Below are 21,670 nucleotides of genomic sequence, written 5' to 3'. Positions count from 1 at the left end.
CGCCGCGCCCGGGGGTGCCCGGAAGTGGCCGGTGAGCCGGGCTCGCTACCCTGGAGGGCATGGACTACGTATCCGCGCTCGTGCCCCCCGTGGTGATGGCCGCCTTCTTCATCGGCCTCGTCATGACGATCATCAAGAGCCAGGGCGGCCCCAACAAGGCCAAGGAGGACGCCGCCGTGGACGCGGCGATCGCCCGTGCCGAGTCGGCGCAGCAGGCCCCGAGGCCCGAGGGCGCCTGACCCGGACGGAACTTGAAGGGCGCACGGCTCCTCCGGGGCCGTGCGCCCTTTTGTCGTCCCGGAAATATCCCATTCCAGACATCTAGCACTAAGGTGGCGCTGTGCCTCGCCAATTGGGAGAGCTGGAAGACGCCGTGATGACACGGGTCTGGCAATGGAACCGCCCGGTGACCGTGCGGGAAGTTCTCGAGGATCTTCAACAGGAACGTTCGATCGCGTACACGACCGTCATGACGGTAATGGACAATCTCCATCAGAAGGGCTGGGTCCGCCGGGAAGTGGACGGCCGGGCATATCGATATACGGCGGTCTCCACCCGCGCCGCGTACTCGGCCGCACTGATGAACGAAGCCTGGTCGCGCAGCGACAACCCGGCGGCAGCCCTGGTCGCCTTCTTCGGGATGATGTCCGCGGAGCAGCGAGAGGCGCTCGGGGATGCGATGCGCGTCGTCGCCCCCACCTTGCCCGAACCTTCCGTGAGCCCGCCCGGGAGCGGAGAGGCGGCCGATGAAGCGCCGCCGCGGAGCGGGCGATAGCGTCGGGGGATGTCCTCTGAGCAACCGCAAACCGCGCGCCGTACCGAGTTGCAAACCGGAGCTCGTGCCCGGCCGGAAACAGGATCTCCCTCAGATCTTCATACCGACCCGTCGGTAAATAAGCCGGCCATCACGGTCCGGCGCGCCAGGACGAGCGACGTGGCGTCGGTCCGCGCACTCCTCGACGGTTACGTCACCGAGGGCATCCTGCTCGACAAAGCGACCGTGACCCTTTACGAGGACATCCAGGAGTTCTGGGTCGCCGAACGCGACGAGGACGCCCGTGTCATCGGCTGCGGCGCACTCCACGTGATGTGGGAGGACCTGGCGGAAGTCCGCACCCTCGCCGTCGGCCAGGGCGTCAAGGGGGCCGGTGTGGGGCACCAGGTCCTGGACAAGCTCTTGCAGACCGCGCGTTGGCTCGGTGTCCGCCGGGTTTTCTGCCTCACCTTCGAAGTCGACTTCTTCGCGAAGCACGGCTTCACCGAGATCGGAGAGACGCCGGTCGACGGAGATGTCTACAGCGAGCTGCTCCGTTCCTATGACGAGGGGGTCGCCGAGTTCCTGGGTCTCGAACGAGTGAAGCCGAACACCTTGGGCAACAGCCGGATGCTTCTGCACCTGTGAACGCCGGAAGTAGGCGGAACCCTATGTCCGAATCGCGCATGTTTCCCGTGTTCTTGCACTCCTGAACCTCTACCGGGGGTTTGTGTTTTCCGGAGAAAAGCGGTTTCCTTTCCGCGTACTGCATTTTCGATGAAAGGAAATCCGGTGGCACAGAAGGTTCAGGTCCTTCTTGTTGATGACCTCGACGGTGGCGAGGCGGACGAGACAGTGACGTTCGCTCTGGATGGCAAGACCTACGAGATCGACCTCACCACGACCAACGCGGACAAGCTTCGTGGTCTTCTTGAGCCGTACACCAAGAGTGGACGTCGCACCGGTGGTCGCGCCGCGACCGGCCGTGGCAAGGGCCGCGCCGTTGCCGGTGGCAACAAGGACACCGCCGAGATCCGTAAGTGGGCCCGCGAGAACGGCCACAACGTGAATGACCGCGGTCGCGTTCCCGCCGAGATCCGTGAGGCTTACGAGAAGGCCAACGGCTGACCTGTCGGCCGATGGGTCAGCGGCTGTGTCCGGGCGTGCGTGAGCCGGGCCCGGTGGCATTCCGTGGCCGCCGCGTCCACGAGTCGTACGAGGTCGGGAGCGTGCCCGCCCCTGCTCCCGAAGCCGCCGAGGGTCGGGAGCGACTGTTCCACCTCCTGGCGCGGTCCGGGGGGCCGCAGCCAGAGTGCGGCCCCCGGTGGTCCCGCCGCCGATCCTCCGGGGGGTGCCGGGGCCGTGGTGTGCCCGCCGGCGCCTGTGGCGGTCAGATCCAGGGTGATTCCGCCCCACTCCAGCCATTCGAGCAGCCCCGGCAGCTCGTCGGCGCCGCCCGCGGCGACCAGGAACCGCATCCGCTGTCCCGCCACCACCACGGGGCCGGTGCGTCCCACCCGGCCCAGCGCCGCGTGGCCTGCCGCGGCCGACAGTTCGAGTACGTCGAAGTGCAGCCCGGTCAGCAGCCGCAGCGGCGAGGTGCCCGCCGTGGCCCAGCCGAGTTCGCGGGCGTACCACCGCGCCCAGTCGTCGGACTCCGGCGACGAACGGGGTGGTGGAACGAGGGAAGCCATGTCCGTTGAACCGCCGAAACGGCCCCGTGGTTACGCACCGCACGTGATCGACTGCCTTCCGTGCCCGCCGCGGGGGCGTGCGGGCGCGTCCGCCGGCACGAAGTTGTTCGCCCGTAGCGGAGGGAACGGGGGTGCGCCGCATGGACTGTCAGTGAGTGCGGGTAAGACATCCCTAGTGGGAAGGGGCGACACGCGGGCAAAAACGTCTCACGTTCGCCATCGGCGTACTGGCGAAAGGGCTATCTGCCTGGCCTGCGGGAACATCGTCTCGCACCATCGGGTTGGAGCAGTTGTCGGCGTTCGGGGCAGGAGATCCCCCGGAAGCAAGGCCGGGTGTCGGCAGTTGAAATGAGCGGTCCCCGCTTGCGGGACTAAGCTGCGGAAGGACAGGGAGGGGACCTACCCCTTACTGCCTGACCGCTCTGAGGAGCGATTAACGATGTTCGAGAGGTTCACCGACCGCGCGCGGCGGGTTGTCGTCCTGGCTCAGGAAGAAGCCCGGATGCTCAACCACAACTACATCGGCACCGAGCACATCCTCCTGGGCCTGATCCACGAGGGTGAGGGTGTCGCCGCTAAGGCCCTGGAGAGCCTCGGGATTTCGCTCGAGGCGGTCCGCCAGCAGGTGGAGGAGATCATCGGTCAGGGCCAGCAGGCCCCGTCCGGGCACATCCCCTTCACCCCCCGGGCCAAGAAGGTCCTGGAGCTGTCGCTCCGCGAGGCCCTTCAGCTCGGCCACAACTACATCGGCACGGAGCACATCCTGCTCGGCCTGATCCGCGAGGGCGAGGGCGTCGCCGCCCAGGTCCTCGTGAAGCTGGGTGCCGACCTGAACCGGGTGCGGCAGCAGGTCATCCAGCTGCTCTCCGGGTACTCGGGAGGCAAGGAGGCGGCCACAGCGGGCGGCCCCGCGGAGGGCACGCCCTCCACTTCCCTGGTGCTCGACCAGTTCGGCCGGAACCTCACCCAGGCCGCTCGTGAGTCCAAGCTCGACCCGGTCATCGGGCGCGAGAAGGAGATCGAGCGGGTCATGCAGGTGCTGTCCCGCCGTACCAAGAACAACCCGGTGCTCATCGGCGAGCCCGGCGTCGGCAAGACGGCCGTCGTCGAGGGGCTGGCCCAGGCCATCGTCAAGGGCGAGGTGCCCGAGACCCTCAAGGACAAGCACCTCTACACCCTCGACCTCGGTGCCCTGGTCGCAGGCTCCCGGTACCGCGGTGACTTCGAGGAGCGCCTGAAGAAGGTCCTCAAGGAGATCCGCACCCGCGGCGACATCATCCTGTTCATCGACGAGCTCCACACCCTCGTGGGTGCGGGCGCCGCCGAGGGCGCGATCGACGCGGCGAGCATCCTCAAGCCCATGCTGGCGCGAGGCGAGCTCCAGACCATCGGTGCCACGACGCTCGACGAGTACCGCAAGCACCTGGAGAAGGACGCCGCGCTCGAGCGCCGCTTCCAGCCCATCCAGGTCGCGGAGCCGACGCTGCCGCACACCATCGAGATCCTCAAGGGTCTGCGCGACCGTTACGAGGCCCATCACCGGGTCTCCATCACGGACGAGGCGCTGGTGCAGGCCGCCACCCTGGCCGACCGCTACATCTCGGACCGCTTCCTGCCGGACAAGGCGATCGACCTGATCGACGAGGCCGGCTCCCGGATGCGCATCCGCCGGATGACCGCGCCGCCGGACCTCCGCGAGTTCGACGAGAAGATCGCGGGCGTGCGCCGCGACAAGGAGTCGGCCATCGACTCCCAGGACTTCGAGAAGGCGGCTTCGCTCCGGGACAAGGAGAAGCAGCTGCTGGCGGCGAAGGCCAAGCGGGAGAAGGAGTGGAAGGCCGGCGACATGGACGTCGTCGCCGAGGTCGACGGCGAGCTCATCGCCGAAGTCCTGGCAGCCTCCACCGGCATCCCGGTCTTCAAGCTGACCGAGGAGGAGTCCTCGCGTCTGCTGCGCATGGAGGACGAGCTCCACAAGCGCGTCATCGGTCAGAAGGACGCCATCAAGGCCCTCTCGCAGGCGATCCGCCGTACGCGGGCCGGTCTGAAGGACCCGAAGCGCCCCGGTGGCTCGTTCATCTTCGCCGGCCCGTCCGGCGTCGGTAAGACGGAGCTCTCCAAGACGCTCGCCGAATTCCTCTTCGGCGACGAGGACGCGCTGATCTCCCTCGACATGTCGGAGTTCAGCGAGAAGCACACGGTCTCCCGTCTCTTCGGTTCGCCCCCCGGTTACGTGGGCTACGAAGAGGGTGGCCAGCTCACCGAGAAGGTGCGCCGCAAGCCCTTCTCCGTCGTTCTCTTCGACGAGGTCGAGAAGGCCCACCCCGATATCTTCAATTCCCTGCTCCAGATTCTGGAAGACGGTCGCCTGACCGACTCCCAGGGCCGGGTCGTGGACTTCAAGAACACGGTCATCATCATGACGACCAACCTCGGGACCAGGGACATCTCGAAGGGCTTCAACCTGGGCTTCGCAGCCCAGGGCGACGTCAAGACGAACTACGAGCGGATGAAGGTCAAGGTCAACGAAGAGCTCAAGCAGCACTTCCGGCCCGAGTTCCTCAACCGTGTCGACGACACGGTCGTCTTCCACCAGCTGACCGAGGAGGACATCATCCAGATCGTCGACCTCATGGTCGACAAGGTGGATGAGCGCCTCAAGGACCGCGACATGGGCATCGAGCTCAGCGCCGAGGCCAAGTCGCTCCTCGCGAAGAAGGGCTACGACCCCGTGATGGGCGCCCGGCCGCTGCGCCGGACGATCCAGCGCGAGATCGAGGACATCCTCTCCGAGAAGATCCTCTTCGGTGAGCTGCGTCCCGGTCACATCGTGGTCGTCGGCACCGAGGGCGAAGGCGACGACAAGAAGTTCTCCTTCCGAGGCGAGGAGAAGTCGGCACTGCCCGACGTCCCGCCGATCGAGCAGGCGGCAGGCGGCGCCGGCCCGAATCTGACGAAGGACGCGTGAGGGCGCGTAGCGCCTGAGCTCTGAAGGGGCTGCCCCGGACCGGTTGTCGGTCCGGGGCAGCCCCTTTTTCCGCTCGCCTTCGATCAGTGGCTCGACGAGCACGGTGCGGTGGCAGGGACCGGCGCCGATCGTCCTACAGCGCTCGCGGCTGGCGGATCGCCACGCAGCAGGTTGACCGGCGCCATCCTCAGTGGTCGGTCCCGGGCAGCGGATGAGGGCGAGCGCGGCGGCGCATCGGTGTTCGTTTGCGCTACTGCATCGGAGCGGCAGTACTGCCGCGCCGAACCGGAGGTGACCCTGGTGGGTTCGGGCGGGAACCGTCGCGTGCCCGAAGCGCGGTCCGGGATCCAAGGCCGACCGCTGTTTCCGCTGCCGTTGGACATCGTGGCCGGTCCGGCGGCAGCGACGGAGAGTCATGCGGATTCCGGTTTGCCCGCTACGCGAAGTGCGGAAAACATTCACACATAAGTCACATCTCGTGACTTCGCGCTACAAAGCGCATTGCTTTGGTGGGGTGCGCCGCTCGGTTGCGATGTTCCTGTTGCCCCATCAACCACCCGGAAGGAATGAGCGTGAGCGCTCGCTTTGGCTTGAAGCGGAAAGTGGTTCTCGGTGCGACGGCGCTGGTCGCGATCGCAGCCACGGCAGTCCCCGTGTCGGCGTCGGCTGTTGCCGGTGGCGGTCATGGAGGGGCTGACCACTGGGGTGTGATCACCCGCAACACGATCGGCTCTCCCGTTGCCGCGCTGAGGAACGGACCGTTCGGATCGTTCGGCGTGACCGGCCCCTCCGCCCGGCCGCCGTACGGAACAGGCAGCCTGGGCATCGAGGTGGCGGACAGCTCCACCTCTCTCACTCCGCCCAGCGAGAAGGTCGACTTCGGCAACGAGGTCGACTTCTACGGCGACCCCGTATCCGGGTTGACGAAGGTGGGCTTCCACGTCTTCCAGACCGGCGAGAACGTCTCCTACGGCGGCCCGCAGAACATGCCCAACATCAGGTTCGAGATCAATCCGAGCCTGGCGGCAGCCCCGGCCACCACCTACTCCTCGATGGTGTGGGTGCCGGACGCCTCTCCGGTGACCGATCGCTGGAGCCCCTATCTGGACGCCACCACGACCGGCCGGTGGTTTCTCACGGGCAACGCCGGCACTGTCACCGGCTGCAACCAGACCACGCAGTGCAGTTTCCAGCAGCTGAAGGCCGCGCTCGCCGACGGTGGTGCGCAGGCGGTCATCTACACCGCGGCGGTGGGCAAGGGGCGCGACAGCATGTGGATCGGCGCGGTCGACGGCCTGCGGCTCAACCGGAGCGTCTACGACTTCGAAGCCGCCGGTGTCAGGGCTCTTCGTGCCCGGTGATGCCGACGTTCCCGTCTGCTCCGACAGTTGAGTGATGCCTGGAATCGGGGGGCGGGCCCGCCCCCGATTCCAGGTTCGCCGTAGGCGGCAGGGTCGGCGGTGTTCTTGGCTGCGGCAGGGCGTCGGCGGCCATGCGGTGTCGCGCCCGATGCTCCCCGCCCGCCTGGTCCGACGAGGCTGCGGCCTCTCCGGGGCCGGTGTGGGTGGCCCCTGTGCTCGTGTCGACCCGGGAGTCGAAGGTCCCGAAACGGACAGCCTTCGGGCCCGCCGGCGGTGACAAGGCGCACAGGCCTCTGGAGGCCTACTACGGGTGTTAGGAGATGTCGCGGGGACCGGTGGAGGGACCTTCGGCCCGCGCCGGGTAAGTCTTTCGCCATTTGTGGCGATATGCATGCATTGCAGGCTTGTATCCAGGAGCGATGTCCTCGGAGCTGGGGCTAAACCTGCTTCGCGAAAAATATCCGGAAGATCGTCCGCCCCCGCCGCGGCAGGCGACTCCGATGAATTCCCGGCCCCCCATCTACGGCTTTTGATCGTAGATGGGGGGTTTGAGTGTTGCCGGGGGTGCGGGTTACCAAGGTGGAGCAAGCCCGGACAGAGTGCCGGGTTCCAGTCATCCCGGAGGTTCATCCCGCATGTCGAAGCGCGTTACGTTCCAGCACTCCCGCCGCCCGTCCATGTCCCGCGTCAGTGGCGCCGTCGTGGCCGCAGGCCTGGGTGCGTCGATGGTGTTCGGCGCGGGCGCGGCGTTCGCGTCCGGCACGACGGGCACCGCGGACACCGCGGCCCTCGCCGGCGCGGCCACCGCCGACTCCGTCTCCAAGCAGGCGACCGCCCAGGGCAAGGCCGCCGACAAGGCGAAGGCCGACAAGGCCGAGCAGGCCGCGGCGAAGAAGAAGGCGGCTGCCAAGAAGAAGGCCGCGGCTAAGAAGAAGGCCGCCTCGTGGGAGGCGCCGGTCAGCCACTACCAGCTGAGCGCCACCTACGGCACCGGCGGCGACCGCTGGGCCCACAAGCACTCCGGCCAGGACTTCGCGGTGCCGATCGGCACCAAGGTCGAGGCCGCGCACACCGGCCGGGTCGTCAAGGTCGGCCCGAACGGCGGCGGCGACGGTCCCGCGTACGGCAACGCCATCGTGATCAAGCACGCCAACGGCAAGTACTCGCAGTACGCGCACCTCTCGAAGATCGAGGTCAACGTGGGCGACCGCGTCAAGACGGGTGAAAAGATCGCGCTGTCCGGCAACACCGGAAACTCCAGCGGTCCCCACCTGCACTTCGAGATCCGCAACACCCCGAACTACGGTTCCGCGATCAACCCGGTCTCCTACCTGGACTCCGTGCACGTCCACATCTGAGACGCCTGACCCCGGCTCCGCCCGTCAGGCGGCGGACTCCGGGTCGTGGGCCCTGGTCACCAACTCGATGGCGACCTCGAGAGCAGCCTCGCGCTTCTCCTCGGGGTCGCCTTCGGCGTCCCTGAGGGCGAAGACGCCCGCGTGCAGGGCCATCAGCGCGGTGAAGCAGCGCACCTGGTCGGCGAGCGGGGCGTCCGGGTCCTTGATCAGGTCGACCAGGGCGATGGCCCGGTGCTTGATGGTGTGCCCGATGCTCAGTTCGCGTACCGTCGCCTGGTTCTCCTGCATGAAGACGAAGAGCGGGGCCGCGGCCCGCAGCGCGTCGCTGTAGCGGACCAGGATCTCCTTCTTCGTCCCCAGCGTCCGGGGCTGCTCCTTGCCCCAGGCCAGGAGCTCCTCGACCGGCCGGTTCAGGTCCTCGAAGATGCTGTTGAGAATGTCTTCCTTGGTCTTGAAGTGGTAGTACAGCGCGGCCTTGGTGACCTTCAGGTGCTCGGCGATCTCGCGCAGCGACGTCTTCTCGTAGCCCTGTTCGGCGAAGAGCTCCAGGGCGACGTCCTGAATGCGCTGGCGGGTGTTGCCCCGGCGCGGCTGCGGCGTGCTGCCCATGCGACTCTCCCAAGAACTTACTTGACGCCCGGCTAGTTACGGGTCTACTTTCCTCAGTGTAGCCAACTAGCCGGGCGGCAAGTAAGTGTCGGGTCGGCGGACCGGACACCAGGGGATCAGGGGAAGACGACATGGCGGAACTGAAGAAGACGGCGGCCGGCCCGGCCGAACCGCGGGAGCGCAGTATCAGGGTGGTGGTTCTGGCCTTGATGATCACGATGCTGCTGGCCATGCTCGACAACCTGATCGTCGGCACCGCGATGCCGACGATCGTGGGCGACCTGGGCGACCTGGGCGGGATGGAGCACCTGTCGTGGGTCGTGACTGCCTACACCCTGGCCACCGCGGCCTCCACACCCATCTGGGGCAAGCTCGGTGACCTGTACGGGCGCAAGGGCATCTTCCTCACGTCCATCGTGATCTTCCTGATCGGCTCGGTGCTGAGCGGTATGGCCCAGGACATGGGCCAGCTGATCGGGTTCCGCGCGGTCCAGGGCCTCGGCGCGGGCGGCCTGATGGTCGGCGTCATGGCGATCCTCGGCGACCTGGTGCCTCCGCGGGAGCGCGGCAAGTACCAGGGCATGATGGCCGGCGTGATGGCCGTGGCCATGATCGGCGGGCCGCTGGTCGGCGGAACCATCACCGACCACCTGGGCTGGCGCTGGAGCTTCTACATCAACCTGCCGCTCGGGGCGGTCGCGCTCGCCATGGTCACCGCGGTGCTGCACCTGCCCCGCAAGGAGCGGAAGAAGACCAAGGTCGACTACCTGGGCGCCGCGCTCCTCACCGTGGGCATCACGGCGATCGTGCTGGTCACCACCTGGGGAGGTACGGAGTACGCCTGGGGCTCGGCCGTGATCATGGAGCTCGTCGCGCTCGGCGTGGCCTCCCTCGTCGGCTTCGTCTTCGTCGAGACGAAGGCCGCGGAGCCGGTGATCCCGCTCCACATCTTCCGCAGCCGCAACTTCACCCTCATGTCGGTGGTCGGTTTCATGGCCGGCTTCGTGATGTTCGGAGCGGTGCTGTTCCTGCCGCTCTACCAGCAGTCGGTGCAGGGTGCGTCGGCCACCAACTCAGGGCTGCTGCTCCTGCCGATGCTGCTCTCGATGATGGTCGTCTCGCTGGTCGCGGGCCGGATCACCACCAGCACCGGCAAGTACAAGATCTTCCCGATCGTGGGCAGCGTCCTGATGGTCGCGGGGCTGTTCCTGCTGGCCACCATGGACACCGGCACCAGCCGCTTCACCTCCGGCGTCTACATGGCGGTGCTCGGCGCCGGCATGGGCTTCCTGATGCAGATCACGATGCTCGTGGCGCAGAACAGCGTCGAGCTCAAGGACATGGGCGTCGCCTCGTCCGCCACCACCCTCTTCCGTACGCTCGGCAGCTCCTTCGGGGTCGCGATCATGGGCGCCCTCTTCACCGGGCGGGTGCAGGACGAGATGGCCCGGCGAGGCGGCGGCGGTGTGACCGAGAGGTCGGCGCAGCTGGACGCGGCGAGCCTGGCGAAGCTTCCGGCGCCGGCCCGTGAGGCGTACGAGTTCGCCGTGGCCTCCGGTACGCACATCGCCTTCCTGGTCGGCGGCACGGTCGCGGTGGTCGCTCTGCTGGCGGCGCTGTTCGTCAAGGAGGTCCCGCTGCGGGGCGCGGTGAAGCCCGGCGAGCCTGACTCCGAAGGCGCCCCGGAGGGGGACGGCACGGCGGCGACCGCGGGGGCCAAGGAGGCACAGGCCGTCTGATCGGTCGTACGCGTGCGCGGGGCCCGGCGGGAGACACCGCTCGGGCCCCGTGCACGCGTACGCGGAGCTCGGGCCCCGTGCACGCGTACGGCGGAGCTCAGGCCCCGTCGTCCTGCGGCAGGAGCGGGAAGCTCCCGGTGTTGGTCGGAGCGTGCTCCGGCAGCCACAGCACGGCGATCGCCCCGCCCGTGCCCTCGGCGCTGCCCGCGTTGCGGAAGGTCAGCCTGGCGCCCAGGACCCGCGCCTGTCCGGCGGCGATGGTCAGCCCGAGACCGTGGCCCCGCCCCGCCCGGTCGGTGCTTCCGGTACGGAACCTGCTCGGCCCCTCCCGCAGCAGTGCCTCGGGGAAGCCCGGCCCGTGGTCCCGCACCCGGACCACCCGGCCCTCGACCGTGACCTCGACCGGCCCGGCCCCGTGCTTGGCGGCGTTGCCCAGCAGATTGCCGAGGATGCGCTCCAGCCGCCGGGGGTCCGTGGCCACCCAGGACTCGTGCAGCACCAGTACGGTGATCGCCGGATCGAGCAGCCGGACCCGACGGGCGACGAACTCGCCCAGTGGCAGATCCTGCAGCTCGGCACGCTCCGACGCACTGTCCAGCCTCGCCACTTCGAGGACGTCCTCCACCAGTGTCCGCATCGCCTGGGCCCGGTCGCGTACGAGCTCGGTCGGCCGTCCAGGGGGCAGCAGCTCGGCGGCCGTGAGCAGCCCGGTCACCGGGGTGCGCAGCTCATGGGCGATGTCCGCGGTGACCCGGCGCTCGGCCTCGATCCGCTCGTTCAGCGCGTCGGTGAGCGCGTCCACGGCGCGGGCCAGCTCGTCGGTCTCGTCCCGTACGACACCGCCGACGGCCTCTCGGACGCGTACTTCCGTGTTGCCCTGGGCGACCCTTCCGGCCGCGGCCGCCGCCTTGCGCAGCCTCCGGGACAGCTGGCCGCCGATCAGGACGCCCAGCGCGCAGCCGCCGAAGACGACCGAGACCGAGCCGATGATCAACGCGCGGTCGAGGTCGTCCATGACCGTGGCGTTGCGGTCGGCGAAGCGGGTGTGCAGCGACAGGACGTCGCCGTTCGCCAGAGGTACCGCGGCCCAGACGTCGGGCACGCCGTCCTCGTACTCGTCGACGTGGGTGGCCCGCCGGTCGTCCTGGATACGCTCGCGCAGGCTCGCCGGCAGGGACGGATCGTTGATCTTGGCGCCGAACTTCGGCGACGCGTTCTGTGTGTTCGTCGCCTCGTAGAGCCGCTGGGCGAACAGCAGCCGCTCCATCTGCACCTCCCGCGCGTTCTCCAGCATCGAGACGCGGGCGGCGTTGTGGACGACGAGACTCAGGGCCAGCGCGATGAGCGCGCCGACGGCGGCGATCGCGATGCTGATCTTCCAGCGGACACCGGTCCGCAGCGCCAGCCGCCTCATGCTCGGAGCTTGTAGCCGAAGCCGCGGACCGTCTCGATGCGGTCCTGCCCGATCTTCGTCCGCAGCCGCTGGACGTGGACGTCGACGACCCGGGTGTCCCCGCCCCAGCCGTAGTCCCAGACCCGTTCCAGGAGCCTGTCCCGCGAGAGGACCGTTCCCGGCGCCGAGGAGAACTCCAGCAGCAGCCGCATCTCGGTCGGCGTCAGGCCCACGGGGGCGCCCCCTCGGCGTACCTCCATGCCCTCGGTGTCGATCTGTACGTCGCCGAAGACGAGCACCCCGTCAGCCTCGTCCGGAGCGCCTTCGCCGGCGGTGGCACCGCCCGCACCGGCCGCGTGGCCGAAGCGCCGCAGCACGGCGCGGATCCGCGCGACGAGCACCGCCCCGTCGAACGGCTTGGTGACGTAGTCGTCCGCCCCGGCCTCCAGGCCGAGCACCACGTCGATCGCGTCGGCCCGTGCCGACAGCATGATCACGGGCACCGTCGACTCGTCCCGGATGCGGCGGCACAGGCTGACACCGTCCAGTCCGGGCACCATCACGTCCAGCAGCGCGATGTCCGGTCGGTCCGCCCGGAAGGCCTCCAGGCCCAGCAGGCCGTCGGGCACCGCGGTGACGGCGAAACCGACCCGCTCCAGCGCGAGCTGGGTCGCCTCTCGGATGACGTCGTCGTCCTCGACGAAGAGGACATGGGTCTCGGCCATGCGGGCGGCTCTCAGTTCTTCGCGGTCTGGGGTACGGGGAGGGGGCCCTCCCCGTTGCCGACGGCCCGGTTGAAGTCGTTGTGCACCCGGTCGGTCTCGGCGAAACGGTCGGCCGTCCAGCGGTAGGTGACGATGTCCTCGCCCGAGGGGTACGCGACCGAGTCCTTCGACTCGTACACCTGGGTCGTCACCACGAGGTCTCCCCGGTCGATGGTGCCGTAGACCGCGGGTGTCTCGGCGGCGAAGACGTTGCCGTACGAACCGTCCTCCCGCTGCCGGTACACGTAGGTGCCGACGCCCACCGAGTCGCCGCAGGTCATCACGTTGACCACGACGTCGGGCGCCGGGCCGTCGGTGAGCGTGCCGTACGAGGTGTCGATCGGGTACTCGTCGCCGGTGCAGGGCTTGAGGTCGTCCTTGAACCTGCGGCTGACCTTCGGATCGCTCTCGACGAGCCGCACCGCGTCGACCCGGGGCTGCGCGGGCTTCGCCGACCCGGCCGGAACGACACCGGGCGCCGTGGCCGGCCCGGCAGGCCGGGCGTCCGCCGGACCCGCGTCCCGCGTGCCCGTACCACCGGTGGAACAGCCCGCGCAGAACAGCGCGAGGGCGGCGAGCCCGGCCACCGCCGTGCTCCCCGCCGCGAGACCTGCCCGGAGCCTGCCGTACGGGCCTGCCGCCGTGTCGCTGTCGTCCCCGCGTCCTCCGTTCAGGCCGCGCACCGCTCCCGCCCCCGCTCGACGTGACGCCCGTTGCGCTGCGCGGGGATCCGCGCGGGCGCGCCCTCGGCCTCACGGCTCAGGGCCGCACGGTCCTCCAGCTCCTGACGCAGGCGCGCCAGAGCGCGGTGCAGCGTGCTCTTCACCGTGCCGGCCGACATTCCGAGGGCCGCGGCCGTCTCTTCCGTGCTCATCTGCTCCCAGTGTCGCAGCACGACGACGCTGCGCTGCTTGGGAGCCAGCACGCCGAGCACGTCCATGAGCAGGGCGCGGTCGGCGCGCTGCTCGGCCCCGTCGTCCACGCTCGCGTCGGGGAGCTGCTCGGTGGGGACCTCGTCGAGCTTGCGGGCCCGCCACCACTCCGTCCGCGTGTTGATCATGACGCGGCGGAGATAGGCGTCGGCGAGGGACTTGTCGGCGATCCCGTCCCAGCGGCGGTAGGTGCGGGCCAGGGCGGTCTGCAGCAGGTCCTGCGCGTCCACGGGGTCCGGCACGAGCCGACGGGCACTGCGCAGCAGCGCGTCCTGCCTGGTCCGCACGTACTCCTCGAATCCGAGCACCTCGCCCTGCGCCATAACAACCGCCTCCGTCCCCGTGGATCCCCGTCGTGCCGCCGACGGCCAGGTGGTCCCATCGGCCGACGTCCGGTGACGTTACGGAGGTGTTGTCACGGGGCTGTGCGGAGCAGCCGTAGGCGGACGCACGGCTGCCCATCGGTTGTGTAACAGCCGATGGGCAGCATGCGTCCTGGGCAGGTCAGGTCATGGGCAGTCGGTACCGGTCGTTCGCCAGGGGCTCGACCAGGCCGTCGGCGACGAGTCCGTCCAGAGCACGGGCCCGCTGCACGGGCTCCTCCCACACCGCGTCCAGCGCCGACTGCGGCACCGGGGTGATCGCGTCACGCAGCACCGCGAGCAGCCGCCCCCGCACCTGCCGGTCCGTACCGGCGTAGGTCTGACCTCGACGGGCGGGCCCCTGGTGGGCGGGCTTCCCGGCCAGCAGCCAGGCGCACTGTCCGGAGATCGGGCAGCGCGTGCAGTCCTCGCCCTTCGCGGTGCACACCAGTGCGCCGAGCTCCATGGTGGCCGCCGCCCAGCGCGCGGCGCGCTCGTCCTCCTCGGGGAGCAGGGCGCGGGCGAGCTTGCGCTCCGCCGCGGTGGTCGCGTTCGGCGGGTACTGGATGCCGGTGGCGGCCCTGGCGAACACCCTGCGGACGTTCGTGTCCAGCACCGCGTGCCGCTGCCCGTACGCGAACGAGGCCACGGCCGCGGCCGTGTACTCACCGATCCCGGGCAGTGCGAGCAACTGGCCGTGCTCGCTCGGCACGTCACCGCCGTGGCGTTCCGTTATCGCCTGGGCCGCCCCGTGCAGGCGGAGCGCGCGCCGGGGATAGCCGAGCCGGCCCCAGGCGCGGACGGCCTCGCCCGGTGCGTCGGCGGCCAGGTCGGCGGGGCGCGGCCAGCGGGCCAGCCACTGCTCGTAGACCGGGAGGACCCGGTTCACCGGGGTCTGCTGGAGCATGAACTCGCTCACCATCACACCCCAGGCACCCGCTTCGGGGCGGCGCCAGGGGAGATCGCGGGCGTGCTGCTCGAACCACCCGATGACGGGCGTATGGAGGGAGGCGGGGGGCGTCTGTGTCGAAGTCGTGGCAGTCATCGCACCCACGATCCTGGCACGGAAGGTGGGACATCGGGTACGGCCACGGGGGTGTCGGCCCGGCTGAGGGCTCACGGGGTGATATTGCCACCCGTTCTGTCTCTTCGTACGGGGCGGACGATGTCCGAGCCGGTGCAAAGTGGCTGGAAGCGCCCGGCAACGGCCGCTCCGTGATGATGATCCGGAAAACTTGTCGATCAGAGCGGCGGTTGGGGGCCGGAGTTGGGCGTGATCTCTCGTACAGTTCGGTCCGTGGGTTCTATGCGCAATCCGGTCGGGCCGCTTCCCTCCAGCATCTATTGGCGTCGGAGAGCAGTAGCGGTGCTCGTGATCGCGCTGCTCGCGGCGCTGGTCGCGTTGGCCGTCACCAGGGGCGGCGGCAGTGGCGGAGGCGCGGACGACGGCAAGCCGGGTGGCCAGGACCCCGCACCGTCCATCACGCCGGGGCCCTCCGGTTCCGGCCCCGTCGTCGGTCAACCTCCGGGCGGACGTGACGAGTCGGGTGACAGCGGTGGCGGCGGCGGTGACACCGGCGCGGCCGGGGGCTCCGGCGGAGGCGGGAGCGCCGGCACGGGCGGCGAGGCGGGCTCCGACACCGGCGGTTCGGACGGTTCCGCGGGCTCGGGGGGTTCGAGCACGGGCACAGCCGGCGGCGGAAGCGCCGGCTCGCGGGTGCCGGCCGGTTCCTCGCTCCCCAACTGCACACCAGCGGTGATCCAGTTGAGCGTGCGGACGGACAACAGCTTCGGCCCCGACGACAAGCCGCGCTTCCGGCTGACCGCCAGGAACACCTCGGCCGCCGACTGCAAGGCCGACTTCGGCCCGAAGAACGCGGTGCTCACGATCACCGAGGCGGGCGAGGACGACGAGCAGCTGTGGTCGTCCGCGGACTGCCCGGCCTCCGGCGCCTACTTCCTGAGGATCCCCGCGCGTGCGACGGTCGTCCACACCGTGGAGTGGGACCGGAAGAAGAGCGCCCCCAAGTGTGCGACACCGCCTCCGGGCTCCGCCGCTCCGGGGACGTACCTGCTGGAGGCCGAGATCCCGGGCGAGAGCGTCCAGCGGACCTCGTTCGTCCTGGCCAAGGACTGACGGGGCGTTCCCGGAACGCCCCGTCGACCCCTCAGACGTACCGTTCGAGGATCGAGGACTCCGCCAGCCGCGAGAGTCCCTCGCGCACGCTCCGGGCCCTCGCCTCGCCGACGCCGTCGACGGTCTGGAGGTCGTCCACGCTGGCGGCGAGCAGTTTCTGCAGGCCACCGAAGTGCTCCACGAGCCGCTCGATGATGGTCCCGGGCAGCCGCGGCACCTTCGCCAGCAGCCGGTAGCCGCGCGGGGAGACCGCCGAGTCGAGCGTCTCGGGCGAGCCGCTGTAGCCCAGAGCCCGTGCCACCACGGGAAGTTCGAGCAGCTCGGTGTGGGTGAGGGTGTCCAGCTCGGCCACCGCCTCGGCGACCGTGCGGGACCGCTTCGCGGTCGGTTCGGGCACGTAGTCGCGCACCACGAGCTCCCGCTCCGGTTCCACGCCCGCGATCAACTCGTCCAGCTGGAGGGAGAGGAGGCGGCCGTCGGTGCCCAGCTCCACGACGTACTCGGCGATCTCGGTGGCGATCCTGCGCACCATCTCCAGCCGCTGCGAGACCGCCGTGACGTCCCTGACGGTGACCAGGTCCTCGATCTCCAGCGCGGAGAGCGTCCCGGCCACCTCGTCCAGCCGGAGCTTGTACCGCTCCAGCGTGGCCAGTGCCTGGTTGGCGCGGGACAGGATCGCGGAGGACTCCTCCAGGACCCGCCGCTCCCCGTGGACGTACAGCGCGATCAGATGCATCGACTGGGAGACCGACACCACGGGGAACCCGCACGCCTTGGAGACGCGGTCCGCCGTGCGGTGGCGGGTGCCCGTCTCGTCGGTGTGGATGGAGGCGTCCGGGACCAGCTGGACGCCGGCCCGAAGGATCTTGGTCATGTCCTTGTCGAGGATCAGAGCGCCGTCCAGCTTGCACAGCTCGCGCAGGCGGGTCGCGGTGAACTCCACGTCCAGGACGAATCCGCCGGTACACATGGATTCGACGGTTCTGTCCATGCCGAGAACGATCAGTCCGCCGGTGTTGCCCCGGAGGATGCGTTCGAGGCCGTCACGAAGGGCCATTCCGGGCGCGACCGCGCTCAACGAGGCGCGCATCAGCGCCTCGTTCCCCGTGCCTTGGCCGGACTTTCCGGGCGTTGCTGCCCGGTCGTTGGCTGCCACTGCACTCCTCCGGTCACAGGTCTGCGGTGCCCTAGGGTCCCTCGTGCCGTTCGTACGGACGGGCGAGACCAGGGCAAAGTCTACCGGCGTGCGCCGTCGTCCTGTGGTCCGTCCGGGCGAGACCGGCGGGGGAGCACTCTGAGAGCGTCCCCCATGTCGGCGACTTCCGTGACCTTCATGCCCGCCGGTACCTGCCCCGGGTCCCTCGGGACGAGGGCGTGCTTGAACCCCAGACGGTATGCCTCGGCCAGCCTGCGCTGGACCCCCGTCACCCTTCTGACCTCACCGGCGAGCCCCACCTCACCGATCGCGACCAGGTTCTTCGGGAGCGGTGTGTCGCTGGCCGCGCTGGCCAGTGCCAGGGCGATCGCCAGGTCCGCGGCGGGTTCGGTGAGCTTCACGCCGCCCACCGTCGCGCTGTAGATGTCCCGCTTGCCGAGCGCGCTGATCCGGCCCCGCTGCTCCAGTACGGCCAGCATCATCGAGACCCGGGAGGTCTCCAGGCCCGAGGTCGTGCGCCGGGGCGAGGGGATCTGCGAGTCGACCGTGAGCGCCTGCACCTCGGCCACCAGGGGGCGCTTGCCCTCCAGGGTGACCGTGAGGCAGGTGCCCGGCACGGGCTCGTCGCGCCGGGTGAGGAAGAGCCCCGACGGGTCGGCGAGGCCGGTGATCCCCTCGTCGTGCAGCTCGAAGCAGCCGACCTCGTCCGTCGCTCCGTACCTGTTCTTGACACCCCGCACGAGCCGGAGGCGCGCGTGCCGGTCGCCCTCGAAGGACAGCACGACGTCGACGAGGTGTTCCAGGAGCCGCGGTCCGGCGATCGCGCCGTCCTTGGTGACGTGCCCGACCAGGAGTGTCGACATGCCGCGTTCCTTGGACGCCCGGATCAGCGCGCCCGCGACCTCGCGGACCTGCGCCATCCCGCCGGGCGCGCCGTCGATCTCCGGCGAGGCGACGGTCTGCACGGAGTCGAGGACGAGCAGGGACGGCTTGACCGCGTCCAGGTGCCCGAGCACGGCGGAGAGGTCGGTCTCGGCGGCCAGGTACAGGTGGTCGTTGATGGCCCGGATCCGGTCGGCCCGCATCCGCACCTGGCTCGCGGACTCCTCCGCCGTGACGTACAGGGTGCGGTGGTCTTCGCTCGCCGCCTTGGCCGCCACGTCCAGCAGGAGCGTCGACTTGCCGACGCCCGGCTCGCCCGCGAGCAGCACGACGGCGCCGGGCACGAGTCCTCCGCCGAGCACCCGGTCCAGCTCGCCGACCCCGGTCGAGCGCGCCGTGGCCTGCCGGCTGTCGACCTGGCCGATCGGCACGGCGGCGGTGGAGACACGGCCTGCCGCGGTCGTACGGACGGCGGGGGCGCCGCCGAACTCCTCGACCGTCCCCCAGGCCTGGCACTCCGGGCAGCGGCCGAGCCATTTGGCGGTCGTCCAGCCGCACTCGGTGCAGCGGTAGGACGGCCGGTCCTTCGAGGATTTCGTGCGGGCAGCCATGGCGTCACCGTATAGGTGAGGTACGACAGCACCGGCCGTGGGAGCGGTGGACGAACACGTGCCCGATGCACCGGTTCCGGGGGAATCCGGGATTCCTGTCCCCTTTGGAGTGAGAGCGTCACTCATAAGGATTAAATGCAGGAAAGTTCTGTCGAGGGACCGCCCCTGTCTGCCTACGGTCGCAACGTGACGAGCAGCAGGCTGGAGACCTCCGTACGCACCACCGGCGCACACCGGGCGCACCGACGCGCGGCCCATCCGCCGGCGCAGCGATCGTCCGCACGACACGAGCCGTACCTCGACGGCCTGTTCACCTACTGTCTCTCCGTCCTCTGCGACCACGAGGCGGCGACCGATGCCCTGGGCTCCGTCCTGGCGATCGCCGAACGGCAGGACGGCCGCTGCCCCGAGGCCGAGGAGGAACGTAAATCCTGGCTGTACGCCCTGGCCAGGTGGACGTGCCTGCGCGTGCTCACCGAGCAGCGGCGGGGCCGTCAGGCCCACCGGCGGCAGCCCGAGCCCGCCCCGGTGGGCCTGACGGCCCAGTCCGCCGCGCACGCCTCCCCGGAGGATGCGGCCGCCCCCGGCTCCGCCGCGGAGTCCCCGGCGTCCGAGGCGCGCCGGCGGGAGCTCGCGCAGCTGGCCTGGCCGGAGGCCGCGGGCACCACCCCCGAGCAGCGCGAGGCGCTCGAGCTCGCCGTACGCCACGGTCTCGCCCCGCGCGCCGTCGCCGCGGTCCTCGGCCTCGCCCCCGGGAGCGCCCGGGAGCTCCTGGCCGGAGCGGCCTGCGAGGTGGAGCGAACCCGCGCCGCCCTCGCGGTCGTGGAGCGGGGCGACTGCCCCGCCGTCACCCGGCTCACCGGCACCCACCACGTGCTGCTCTCCGCCGCGCTGCGCCGCGAGCTCGTCCGGCACGTCGACGACTGCCCCCGCTGCCGGCAGGCCGCCGAACGGGACGGTGCCGCCGGGCCCTGGCCCGGGACGACGGCCACACCGGTCGCCGTACTGCCGGTCGTCGAGGCGCCCCGGCCCTCCGTGCGCGTCGCCCTGGCGCACGCCCGGCGCTCCAGGTCCGGTGCCCCGCGCTTCGGCCGCACCGGCTTCCCGTTGGACCCGAAGGACCACGCGGCCCGCAGGGACCGGCTGCGCGCCCGGGTCGTGACGACGACGGTCGTGGCGACGGTCGTCGCCGCGCCAGTGATCGCCCTGTGGGCCGCCTACCGGGGGGCGCCGCTGACCGGGGAGGGCCGCGACACATCGGTCACCGCGTCGGACGTGGACGTGGAGCCGGGCCCCGAGGACGAGACGTACGACCACTACGAGAACGCCGGAAACGCCCGTCCCGACGGGGACGACCGCTTCACCGACGGGGCCCGCAGACCGGACGTCTCGGCCGAGGTCGTCAGCGTCGGGGCCTCACCGGACGCCCCGGGCCCGCTCACCGTCTCGGCCCGGTCGTCCGGTGGCCGTACGACGATCACGCTGACGGCGACCGGTGCGGAAGCGGTCTCCTGGACCGCCAGGACGGAAGCCCGCTGGCTCCGCCTCAGCCGTACCTCGGGCACGGTCGCCCCCGGCCGGAGCGTCACCCTCCACGTGTTCGTGGACCGGGCGGCCGAACCGCGCGGCCGCTGGACCACCCGTGTCGTGCTGGCCCCCTCGGGGTCCGCCGTCGCGATCACCGGTCACGGCGCCGCGGCCCCGCACCCCGGGACCCCCTCCCCGTCGCAGGACCCGACCACCGGGCCGCCGAGCCACACGCCGTCCTCCCCGCCCCCCTCGCCGGACCCGACCCCGGACCCCCCGCAGTCGCCGGACCCGACTCCCTCACCGACGGACACGCCGACCCCGCCCGACCCGACGCCGTCACCGACCGGCGGGCCGACCCCTCCGGAGCCCTCGCCCGAGCCTCCGTCGCCCACGGCGTCCGCGGGTGGATCGCCGGAACCGGCGGGCTGACCCCGCGCACGACGAAGGCCCGGCACCCGGCGCGACGTGCACGCGCCGCGTACCGGGCCGCCTCCGCCGGAGCGGACGGGCGCCGGGCCGCCACCCCGCCGGGCCGCACCGGGCCGGGCGGACGGCCTCAGGCCGGATCGGCCGGGTGGGGGGCCATCGGGAGCAGCGACGCCAGCCGCTGCTCGCACAGCTCGGCCAGCCGGTCGTACGCCTCCTCGCCCATCATCTCGGTGAGCTCGGGCCGGTAGGACACGTAGACCGGGTCCCCCGCACCGTGCGCGGAGGTCGCCGACGTGCACCACCAGTGCAGATCGTGGCCGCCGGGGCCCCAGCCGCGGCGGTCGTACTCCCCGATCGAGATCTGGAGCACGCGGGTGTCGTCGGGCCGCTCGATCCAGTCGTACGTGCGGCGGACCGGAAGCTGCCAGCAGACGTCGGGCTTGGTCTCCAGCGGCTCCTTGCCCTCCCGCAGGGCCAGGATGTGCAGCGAGCAGCCGGCGCCACCCGCGAACCCCGGCCTGTTCTGGAAGACGCAGGATCCCTCCCAGCGACGCGTCTGGCGCTCGCCGTCCTCGTCGACGCCGACCCATCCGGTCTTCGTCCCGACGTCGTGGAACTGCCAGATGTCCGGTGTGAGCCGTGCGACGTGCCCGGCCACCCGCTTCTCGTCGTCCTTGTCGGAGAAGTGGGCGCCCAGTGTGCAGCACCCGTCGTCCGCGCGGCCCGCCTGGATGCCCTGGCAGCCGCTGCCGAAGACGCAGTTCCACCTGGACGTGAGCCAGGTCAGGTCGCAGCGGTAGATCTGCTCGTCGTCGGAGGGGTCGGGGAACTCGACCCAGGCCCGCGCGAAGTCGAGCTCCTTCTCGTCGGGCCCGTCGGGCCCGGTCGCTTCCGGCTGCCCCATCTCCCGCGTCGATTCCCGCTGCTTCTTCGTGGCTTTGTCCGGCTTCGCGTTTTTCGTCTTTGGCACCCGCCCAGAGTAAGCCGCAGT

Annotated in this window: 20 protein-coding genes; 10 read left to right on the top strand and 10 right to left on the bottom strand. The window is 70.4% G+C overall.

Features of this window, described 5'->3' with window-relative positions; translation table 11 throughout:
• The first annotated feature begins 59 nt into the window (after nt 1–59).
• From AB0I83_RS11330 to AB0I83_RS11315, 4 genes are all read left to right on the top strand, one after another.
• Nucleotides 60–239 (top strand): hypothetical protein, encoded by a 180-nt coding sequence (locus AB0I83_RS11330; protein WP_356532478.1) that lies wholly within the window; start codon nt 60–62, stop codon nt 237–239.
• A 101-nt stretch (nt 240–340) separates the two neighbouring features.
• Nucleotides 341–775, top strand: a complete 435-nt coding sequence (locus tag AB0I83_RS11325; RefSeq protein WP_356532480.1) for a BlaI/MecI/CopY family transcriptional regulator — start codon at nt 341–343, stop codon at nt 773–775.
• Nucleotides 776–904: 129 nt separating this feature from the next.
• The gene (locus tag AB0I83_RS11320; protein ID WP_356532534.1) at nt 905–1,402 is read left to right on the top strand and encodes an amino-acid N-acetyltransferase; all 498 of its coding nucleotides are present in this window, start codon (nt 905–907) and stop codon (nt 1,400–1,402) included.
• 144 nt (nt 1,403–1,546) lie between these two features.
• Complete coding sequence (locus tag AB0I83_RS11315; RefSeq protein ID WP_356532482.1) at nt 1,547–1,882, top strand: Lsr2 family protein; 336 nt, start codon at nt 1,547–1,549, stop codon at nt 1,880–1,882.
• Here the strand turns inward: AB0I83_RS11315 and AB0I83_RS11310 are convergent.
• Nucleotides 1,861–2,448: an SCO3374 family protein gene (locus AB0I83_RS11310; protein WP_363304411.1), complete on the bottom strand. Its 588-nt coding sequence runs from the start codon at nt 2,446–2,448 to the stop codon at nt 1,861–1,863. The genes AB0I83_RS11315 and AB0I83_RS11310 overlap by 22 nt on opposite strands.
• A 439-nt stretch (nt 2,449–2,887) precedes the next feature.
• Here AB0I83_RS11310 and AB0I83_RS11305 point away from each other — a divergent pair, with 439 nt between their 5' ends.
• The 3 genes from AB0I83_RS11305 (at nt 2,888) to AB0I83_RS11295 (ending at nt 8,135) form a co-directional block, all read left to right on the top strand.
• On the top strand, nt 2,888–5,416 hold the full coding sequence (locus AB0I83_RS11305; protein WP_356532485.1) for an ATP-dependent Clp protease ATP-binding subunit: 2,529 nt from the start codon (nt 2,888–2,890) through the stop codon (nt 5,414–5,416).
• Between the two features lie 707 nt (nt 5,417–6,123).
• Nucleotides 6,124–6,777: a hypothetical protein gene (locus tag AB0I83_RS11300; RefSeq protein WP_363304410.1), complete on the top strand. Its 654-nt coding sequence runs from the start codon at nt 6,124–6,126 to the stop codon at nt 6,775–6,777.
• Nucleotides 6,778–7,412: 635 nt separating this feature from the next.
• On the top strand, nt 7,413–8,135 hold the full coding sequence (locus AB0I83_RS11295; RefSeq protein ID WP_356841987.1) for a M23 family metallopeptidase: 723 nt from the start codon (nt 7,413–7,415) through the stop codon (nt 8,133–8,135).
• A 24-nt stretch (nt 8,136–8,159) separates the two neighbouring features.
• Here AB0I83_RS11295 and AB0I83_RS11290 read toward each other — a convergent pair whose 3' ends face one another.
• Nucleotides 8,160–8,744, bottom strand: coding sequence for a helix-turn-helix domain-containing protein (locus tag AB0I83_RS11290; protein ID WP_363304409.1), 585 nt, complete (start codon nt 8,742–8,744; stop codon nt 8,160–8,162).
• Between the two features lie 131 nt (nt 8,745–8,875).
• Here AB0I83_RS11290 and AB0I83_RS11285 point away from each other — a divergent pair, with 131 nt between their 5' ends.
• A complete protein-coding gene (locus AB0I83_RS11285; protein ID WP_363304408.1) occupies nt 8,876–10,483 on the top strand; it encodes an MDR family MFS transporter in 1,608 nt (535 codons plus the stop codon).
• Nucleotides 10,484–10,580: 97 nt separating this feature from the next.
• Here the strand turns inward: AB0I83_RS11285 and cseC are convergent, their stop codons facing one another.
• The 5 genes from cseC to AB0I83_RS11260 form a co-directional block, all read right to left on the bottom strand.
• The gene (gene cseC, locus AB0I83_RS11280; RefSeq protein WP_356532491.1) at nt 10,581–11,897 is read right to left on the bottom strand and encodes a two-component system sensor histidine kinase CseC; all 1,317 of its coding nucleotides are present in this window, start codon (nt 11,895–11,897) and stop codon (nt 10,581–10,583) included.
• Nucleotides 11,894–12,601: a two-component system response regulator CseB gene (gene cseB / locus AB0I83_RS11275; protein WP_356532492.1), complete on the bottom strand. Its 708-nt coding sequence runs from the start codon at nt 12,599–12,601 to the stop codon at nt 11,894–11,896. Before cseB ends, cseC begins: the two co-directional genes overlap by 4 nt.
• Nucleotides 12,602–12,612: 11 nt before the next feature.
• Nucleotides 12,613–13,227 (bottom strand): hypothetical protein, encoded by a 615-nt coding sequence (locus tag AB0I83_RS11270; protein ID WP_363304629.1) that lies wholly within the window; start codon nt 13,225–13,227, stop codon nt 12,613–12,615.
• An 83-nt stretch (nt 13,228–13,310) separates the two neighbouring features.
• On the bottom strand, nt 13,311–13,895 hold the full coding sequence (locus AB0I83_RS11265; protein WP_356532493.1) for a SigE family RNA polymerase sigma factor: 585 nt from the start codon (nt 13,893–13,895) through the stop codon (nt 13,311–13,313).
• A 181-nt stretch (nt 13,896–14,076) separates the two neighbouring features.
• Complete coding sequence (locus AB0I83_RS11260; RefSeq protein ID WP_356532495.1) at nt 14,077–14,979, bottom strand: A/G-specific adenine glycosylase; 903 nt, start codon at nt 14,977–14,979, stop codon at nt 14,077–14,079.
• A gap of 261 nt (nt 14,980–15,240) precedes the next feature.
• Here AB0I83_RS11260 and AB0I83_RS11255 point away from each other — a divergent pair, with 261 nt between their 5' ends.
• The gene (locus AB0I83_RS11255) at nt 15,241–16,071 is read left to right on the top strand and encodes a hypothetical protein (RefSeq protein WP_363304628.1); all 831 of its coding nucleotides are present in this window, start codon (nt 15,241–15,243) and stop codon (nt 16,069–16,071) included.
• Nucleotides 16,072–16,102: 31 nt separating this feature from the next.
• On the opposite strand, the gene disA is transcribed toward AB0I83_RS11255, so the two are convergent.
• Together disA and radA are read right to left on the bottom strand one after the other, a co-directional pair.
• Nucleotides 16,103–17,227 (bottom strand): DNA integrity scanning diadenylate cyclase DisA, encoded by a 1,125-nt coding sequence (gene disA, locus AB0I83_RS11250; protein WP_356532496.1) that lies wholly within the window; start codon nt 17,225–17,227, stop codon nt 16,103–16,105.
• A gap of 80 nt (nt 17,228–17,307) precedes the next feature.
• A complete protein-coding gene (gene radA, locus AB0I83_RS11245; protein WP_356532498.1) occupies nt 17,308–18,720 on the bottom strand; it encodes a DNA repair protein RadA in 1,413 nt (470 codons plus the stop codon).
• A 135-nt stretch (nt 18,721–18,855) separates the two neighbouring features.
• On the opposite strand from radA, the gene AB0I83_RS11240 reads away from it, so the two are divergent.
• On the top strand, nt 18,856–20,679 hold the full coding sequence (locus AB0I83_RS11240) for a hypothetical protein (RefSeq protein WP_363304407.1): 1,824 nt from the start codon (nt 18,856–18,858) through the stop codon (nt 20,677–20,679).
• 127 nt (nt 20,680–20,806) lie between these two features.
• Here AB0I83_RS11240 and AB0I83_RS11235 read toward each other — a convergent pair whose 3' ends face one another.
• Nucleotides 20,807–21,649 carry a hypothetical protein gene (locus tag AB0I83_RS11235; RefSeq protein WP_363304406.1) on the bottom strand — a complete coding sequence of 281 codons (843 nt, stop codon included), beginning with the start codon at nt 21,647–21,649 and terminating at the stop codon, nt 20,807–20,809.
• Nucleotides 21,650–21,670: the final 21 nt, after the last annotated feature.

It is taken from the genome of Streptomyces sp. NPDC049970, from assembly GCF_040660235.1.
Taxonomy (GTDB): domain Bacteria; phylum Actinomycetota; class Actinomycetes; order Streptomycetales; family Streptomycetaceae; genus Streptomyces.
Note: the sequence above shows the minus strand (reverse complement) of the source record. Positions and strands in the feature narration are given on the sequence as shown.